The 6316-nt window shown below is 70.0% G+C and carries 6 protein-coding genes; 5 read left to right on the top strand and 1 reads right to left on the bottom strand.

Annotation, left to right across the window (positions count from 1 at the left end; all coding sequences use genetic code 11):
* Positions 1 to 213 precede the first annotated feature (213 nt).
* From ACFWGJ_RS40540 to ACFWGJ_RS40530, 3 genes are all read left to right on the top strand, one after another.
* On the top strand, positions 214 to 738 hold the full coding sequence (locus ACFWGJ_RS40540; protein ID WP_107020256.1) for a PadR family transcriptional regulator: 525 nt from the start codon (positions 214 to 216) through the stop codon (positions 736 to 738).
* Entirely contained in the window at positions 735 to 1421 is a 687-nt protein-coding gene (locus ACFWGJ_RS40535) for an ABC transporter ATP-binding protein (RefSeq protein ID WP_387333971.1), read from the top strand. The genes ACFWGJ_RS40540 and ACFWGJ_RS40535 overlap by 4 nt, the downstream gene beginning before the upstream one ends.
* Positions 1422 to 1534: 113 nt before the next feature.
* Complete coding sequence (locus ACFWGJ_RS40530) at positions 1535 to 3838, top strand: ABC transporter permease (protein ID WP_387333972.1); 2304 nt, start codon at positions 1535 to 1537, stop codon at positions 3836 to 3838.
* A gap of 137 nt (positions 3839 to 3975) precedes the next feature.
* Here ACFWGJ_RS40530 and ACFWGJ_RS40525 read toward each other — a convergent pair whose 3' ends face one another.
* Positions 3976 to 4911, bottom strand: a complete 936-nt coding sequence (locus ACFWGJ_RS40525) for a LysR substrate-binding domain-containing protein (protein WP_387333970.1) — start codon at positions 4909 to 4911, stop codon at positions 3976 to 3978.
* A 201-nt stretch (positions 4912 to 5112) separates the two neighbouring features.
* On the opposite strand from ACFWGJ_RS40525, the gene ACFWGJ_RS40520 reads away from it, so the two are divergent.
* Both ACFWGJ_RS40520 and ACFWGJ_RS40515 read left to right on the top strand, forming a co-directional pair.
* Entirely contained in the window at positions 5113 to 5667 is a 555-nt protein-coding gene (locus tag ACFWGJ_RS40520; RefSeq protein WP_387333969.1) for a peroxiredoxin, read from the top strand.
* Positions 5668 to 5670: 3 nt separating this feature from the next.
* Positions 5671 to 6204, top strand: coding sequence for an alkyl hydroperoxide reductase (locus ACFWGJ_RS40515; protein WP_366788400.1), 534 nt, complete (start codon positions 5671 to 5673; stop codon positions 6202 to 6204).
* The last annotated feature ends 112 nt before the right edge of the window (positions 6205 to 6316 follow it).

Here is a 6316-nt window from a genome sequence, read left to right as displayed (position 1 = left end):
CCCCTGAAGGCGCAAAGCCGGGGCGCAGCCCCGCTTTCAGGGGCGCGGGGAACTGCGCGGCCCACCCCCACCGGCCCGCACCCGAAGCAGCACGGTCGATTGCGGTGGCAGAACCGTGACAATCGGTTCCGACCTGCGCGGACGCACCCTCACGAAGAGCGTCTACACCGTGCGTATACACGGCGTGTATACGCACTGTGTAGAGTGCTCCGCATGTCCATCGGTCACACCCTCCTAGGGCTCCTGGAGTCCGGCCCCCGACACGGTTACGACCTGAAGCGGGCCTTCGACGAGAAGTTCGGTCACGACCGGCCGCTCCACTACGGCCAGGTCTATTCGACGATGTCCCGGCTGCTGAAGAACGGCCTCGTGGAGGTCGACGGGATAGAGGCGGGCGAAGGCCCCGAGCGCAAGCGCTACGCGATCACCGAGGCGGGCGTCACCGACGTCCAACGGTGGCTCGCGACGCCGGAGAAGCCGGAGCCGTATCTCCAGTCGACCCTCTACACGAAGGTCGTCCTCGCCCTCCTGACGCACCGCGACGCGTCCGAGATCCTCGACACCCAGCGCTCGGAACACCTGCGCATGATGCGCATCCTCACCGACCGCAAGCGCAAGGGCGATCTCGCCGACCAGCTGATCTGCGACCACGCCCTCTTCCATCTTGAGGCCGACCTGCGGTGGCTCGAACTCACCGCGGCGCGCCTCGGCAAACTCGCTGAGGCGGTGACCCGATGACCCCCGCAGGCTCCCTGCTCGTGGCCCACGACCTGCGCAAGGCGTACGGCCCCACCAACGCCCTCGACGGCGCCGAGTTCTCCATCCACCCGGGCGAGGTCGTCGCCGTGATGGGCCCCTCGGGCTCCGGCAAGTCGACCCTCCTGCACTGCCTCGCCGGCATCGTGACGCCCGACTCGGGCTCGATCACGTACAACGGCCGTGAGATGGCGACCATGAACGACTCCCAGCGCAGCGCGCTGCGGCGCTCGCAGTTCGGGTTCGTCTTCCAGTTCGGCCAGCTGGTGCCGGAGCTGACCTGCGTCGAGAACGTGGCCCTGCCGCTGCGCCTCAACGGCACCTCCCGCAAGGAGGCCGAACGCACCGCCCTGGCCTGGATGGAGCGCCTGGAGGTCGACGACCTGGCGGGCAAGCGGCCCGGCGAGGTCTCCGGCGGCCAGGGCCAGCGCGTCGCCGTGGCCCGCTCCCTGGTCACCAGCCCGCGGGTGCTGTTCGCGGACGAGCCCACCGGCGCCCTCGACTCCCTCAACGGCGAGCGTGTGATGGAGCTGCTCACGGACGCCGCCCGGTCCGCCAACGCCGCCGTCGTCCTCGTCACGCACGAGACCCGGGTGGCCGCCTACTCGGACCGCGAGATCGTCGTACGCGACGGGAAGTCCCGGGACATGGAGCGCGTCGTATGAGCGCCCGCCCGTCGACCGCCGCCGCGCCGCCCGAGGCTCCCCCGCAGCCGCAGGAGTGGGACGACCCGCGCGCTGCGACCTCCGTGCTGCGGCAGTGGTCCAGGGATCTCGCCATGGGGATCAAGTTCGCGTTCACGGGCGGTCGCGAGGGCTGGGTACGGGTGCTGCTCACCGGTGTCGGTGTCGGGCTCGGCGTGGCACTGCTGCTGCTCACCACGGCCATCCCGAGCGCGCTGCAGGCACGGTCCGACCGCGAGTACGCGCGGATGGACCTCCTGATGAACGGCGTCGAACCGGCCAGGTCCGACAACACGGTGCTCGTCGCGAACGTCGACACCGAGTTCCGCGGCCTGGACGTACGCGGCCGTCAGCTGGAGCCGGAGGGCCTGCGGGCGCCACTGCCGCCGGGCGTCGACAAGTTCCCCGCGCCGGGCGAGATGGTCGTCTCCCCCGCGCTGAAGGAACTGCTGGACTCCAAGGACGCGAAGCTGCTGCACGACCGGCTGCCGTACCGCGTCACGGGAACCATCGGCGAGAGCGGCCTGATCGGCCCGGCCGAACTCGCCTACTACGCGGGCGGCCAGGACCTGGCGAAGTTCGACGAAGGCTCCCGCATCGTGCGCCTGGACACCTTCGGCGCGGAGAAGGCGCCGAAGGAGGAGATGAACGACCCGGTCCTCCTCCTGCTCGTCCTCACGGTCTTCGTGGTGCTGCTGATGCCGGTCGGCGTCTTCATCGCCGCGGCCGTACGCTTCGGCGGCGAGCGGCGCGACCGCAGGCTCGCCGCGTTGCGGCTGGTCGGCGCGGACGGCCGGATGACCCGCCGGATCGCCGCGGGCGAGGCCCTCGCCGGAGCCTTCCTCGGGCTGGCCTTCGGTGTCGGTTTCTTCCTGATCGGCCGCCAGATCGCCGGCTCCCTGGAGCTCTTCGGGATCAGCGTCTTCCCGAGCTACCTCGACCCGACGCCCGTACTCGCCGTCCTGATCGCCGTCGCGGTCCCGGCCGCCGCGGTGGCGGTGACGCTCCTCGCCCTGCGCGGCGTGGTCATCGAACCGCTCGGCGTGGTGCGTACGGCCAGGCCCGCGCGGCGCCGGCTGTGGTGGCGGCTGCTGCTGCCGCTGGGCGGTCTCGGCCTGCTCGCCCCGATGCTCGGCAAGGGCAACGACAACGGCGACTTCAACGAGTACATGGTCACCGGCGGTGTCGTCCTGCTCCTCGTCGGTGTCACCGCGCTGCTGCCGTGGGTCGTGGAAGCCGTCGTGGCCCGGCTGAACTCGGGCTCGGTCTCCTGGCAGCTGGCCGTTCGCAGGCTGCAGTTGAGCAGTGGCACCGCGGCCCGCATGGTCAACGGCATCGCGGTGGCGGTGGCCGGTGCGATCGCCCTGCAGATGCTGTTCACCGGCATCGAGAGCGACTACACGAAGTCCACGGGCCAGGACCTCTCGCGCGCCCAGATGCAGATCTCCCTGCCGAAGACCGTCTCTCTCGCGGACGCCAGGAGCGATCTGGCGGACACCCGCGGGGTGCGTGGCGCCGTCGCACTGTCCGACACCACGCTGGGCGAGCGCGCCAAGAACCCCGACAGGTCCTCGGCGGTCACGGTCGGCAACTGCGCCGCCCTGCGCGAGGTGGCGAAGCTGTCCTCGTGCCGCGAGGGCGATGTGTTCGCCGTGCAGGGCGTCGAGTACGACTCGGAGACCGCGGAGTTCGCGAAGCCCGGCCGGCGGCTCGCCATCGACCCCACCTACGACGACGTCGTGAAGGGCGCGGAGGTGGCCTGGACCGTGCCGAAGGACATCAAGAAGGCGGATCCGCGTAAGGACCCGACGGGCTGGGAGCGGGGCGGTTTCCTGTTCACCAGCAGTGCGCTGCCCGGCGCCGCACTCCCTGCGACCAGCGGGGTGATCTACCTCAAGCTGGACCCGACGGTCCAGGACGGGCAGGAGCTCGTACGCAACGCCGCGGCGGAGATCAGCCCGCTCACGGAGCCCATGACGTTCACGGGAAGTCAGCGCTCGGAGCGCTTCGACTCCATCCGCACCGGGCTGTTCGTCGGCGCGGCCTGTGTCCTCGCGCTGATCGGGGCGAGCCTGCTGGTCTCCCAGCTGGAACAGCTGCGCGAGCGCAAGAAGCTGCTCTCGGCCCTGGTCGCCTTCGGCACCCGGCGCCGCACGCTGAGCCTGTCGGTCCTGTGGCAGACGGCGATCCCGGTCGCGCTTGGCCTGGTCCTCGCCTCGATGGTGGGCCTCACCCTGGGCGCGGTCCTGCTGAAGATGACGGCCACGACGGTGGCGGTGGACTGGCTGAGCGTCCTGGCCATGACGGGCATCGGAGCGGCGGTGGTCCTCGCGGTGACGGCCTTGAGCGTCCCCCCACTCCTACGCCTGATGCGCCCGGACGGCCTGCGCACGGAGTAGCCCCGGAAGGGGCGCGGCGAACGGCGCAGCTTTTCAGGGGCGCGGGGAACTGCGCGACCAGCCACGACGCACCCGCACCCGAAATCCCGCGCACGGGCCCCCGGGCCCCCGGGCCAAAGCCGTTGCCGGCACGGATGTCACAACACCCGTACCGGCAACGGCTTCAGCGCGTCCCGGAGCGCCCCCGCCAACTCCTCGTACTCGCCCCCGCGCGCCGCCCCACCCCGCATGGCGAGCGCGATCCGCCGAGTGGGAGCGGGCTCCGCGAAATACCCGGTGCGCAACTGGCTGCTCCGAGCCGTCTCGACCGTGACGGCCGTACGCGGCAGCAGCGTCACCCCCAGCCCACCCGCGACCAGTTGCACCAGGGTGGAGAGCCCCGCCGCCGTCGTGGTGACCGGCGCGTCCGCCCGCCCGGCCTCCCGGCAGATGTCGAGCGCCTGGTCCCGCAGACAGTGCCCCTCGTCCAGCAGCAGCAGATTCAGCTCGCGCAACGCCTCGCGCTCGATGCCCTCCCTGCCGCCCAGCCAGTGGTCCAGCGGTGTGACCAGTACGAAGTCCTCGTCGAACAGCGGCAGTTCGACGACCCCCGGCACCCCGAGGGGCACCGCGAGCAGCAGCAGATCGAGCCGGCCCGTGGTGAGCCCCGCCAGCAGGTTCGACGTCTGCTCCTCGTGGACCTGGAGGTCGAGCGCCGGATAGCGGTCGTGGACGAGCCGCAGCACGGTCGGCAGCAGATACGGCGCCACCGTCGGGATCACCCCGAGCCGCAGCACCCCCGTGAACGGCGCCCGCAGCGCCTCGGCCTCCTCCATCAGCGCGCCCACCTCGTCGAGCACCGCCCTGGCCCGTACGGCCAGCCGCTCGCCCGCCGGGGACAGGAGCACCTTGCGGGTCGTACGCTCCAGCAGCGTCACGCCGAGGGTCTCCTCCAGCGCCGAGACCGCGCCGGACAGCGCGGGCTGGCTCATCCCGAGGGCGGCTGCCGCGTCCCTGAAGTGCAGCTGCTCGGCCACCGCGGCGAAGGCGCGCAGCTGCGGGAGGCTGGGCTGCCTCTTCCTGACAGGGGGCACCAGCGGTCCTCTCGCTCGTCGGTCCACTCGCGCGTACCCGCGCACGCACCTACGTCGCTCACGTGCGCTGATAGCTGTTTTCGATCAACACGACGGAGTGTAGCTATTTCCCTAATCAATGCACCCTGTGCCACGATCATGGGCGTCCAACCCATGGGAAAGCCCATCAAATTGGTGTTTTCTTCGCTGCAAGGAGAGCCCGTGCTCACTGTCGGTGACAAGTTCCCCGAGTTCGATCTGACTGCCTGTGTCTCGCTGGAGAAGGGCGAGGAGTTCGAGCAGATCAACCACAAGACGTACGAAGGTCAGTGGAAGATCGTCTTCGCGTGGCCCAAGGACTTCACCTTCGTGTGCCCGACCGAGATCGCCGCCTTCGGGAAGCTCAACGACGAGTTCGCCGACCGTGACGCCCAGGTCCTCGGCTTCTCCGGTGACTCCGAGTTCGTGCACCACGCCTGGCGCAAGGACCACCCGGACCTGACCGACCTGCCGTTCCCGATGATGGCCGACTCGAAGCACGAGCTCATGCGTGACCTCGGCATCGAGGGCGAGGACGGCTTCGCCAAGCGCGCCGTCTTCATCGTCGACCAGAACAACGAGATCCAGTTCTCCATGGTGACCGCCGGCTCCGTCGGCCGTAACCCCAAGGAGGTCCTGCGGGTCCTGGACGCGCTGCAGACCGACGAGCTGTGCCCCTGCAACTGGACCAAGGGCGAGACCACGCTCGACCCCGTCAAGCTGCTGGCCGGTGAGTGACCCATGTCCCTCGACGCGCTGAAGTCCGCGATTCCGGACTACGCCAAGGACCTGCGGCTGAACCTCGGTTCCGTCATCGGCAACTCCGACCTTCCCCAGCAGCAGCTGTGGGGCACGGTGCTCGCCTGCGCCATCGCCTCGCGGTCGCCGCGGGTGCTGCGTGAGCTGGAGGAGGAGGCCAACGCGAAGCTCTCGCCCGAGGCGTACACGGCGGCGAAGTCCGCGGCGGCGGTCATGGCGATGAACAACGTCTTCTACCGCACGCGGCATCTGCTCTCCGATCCGGAGTACGGGACGCTGCGGGCCGGGCTGCGGATGAACGTCATCGGCAACCCGGGGGTGGAGAAGGTCGACTTCGAGCTGTGGTCGCTGGCCGTGTCCGCGATCAATGGGTGCGGGCAGTGTCTTGACTCGCACGAGCAGGTGCTCCGGCGGGCCGGTGTCGACCGGGAGACGATTCAGGAAGCGTTCAAGATCGCGGCGGTTGTGCAGGCGGTCGGGGTCACGCTGGACTCCGAGGCGGTCCTGGCGGAGTAGTTCCGCGGATATTTCTCGCCCCCGCCGCCCCTACCCGTTCCCGTCAACGACTCGGGGGCCAGCCCCCGAACCCCCGGTCCTCAAACGCCGGACGGGCTGAAACGTATTCCTG

The sequence above is a fragment of the Streptomyces sp. NPDC060205 genome (genome assembly GCF_042728395.1).
GTDB lineage: Bacteria > Actinomycetota > Actinomycetes > Streptomycetales > Streptomycetaceae > Streptomyces.
This window is presented reverse-complemented; position numbering and strand designations above follow the sequence as displayed.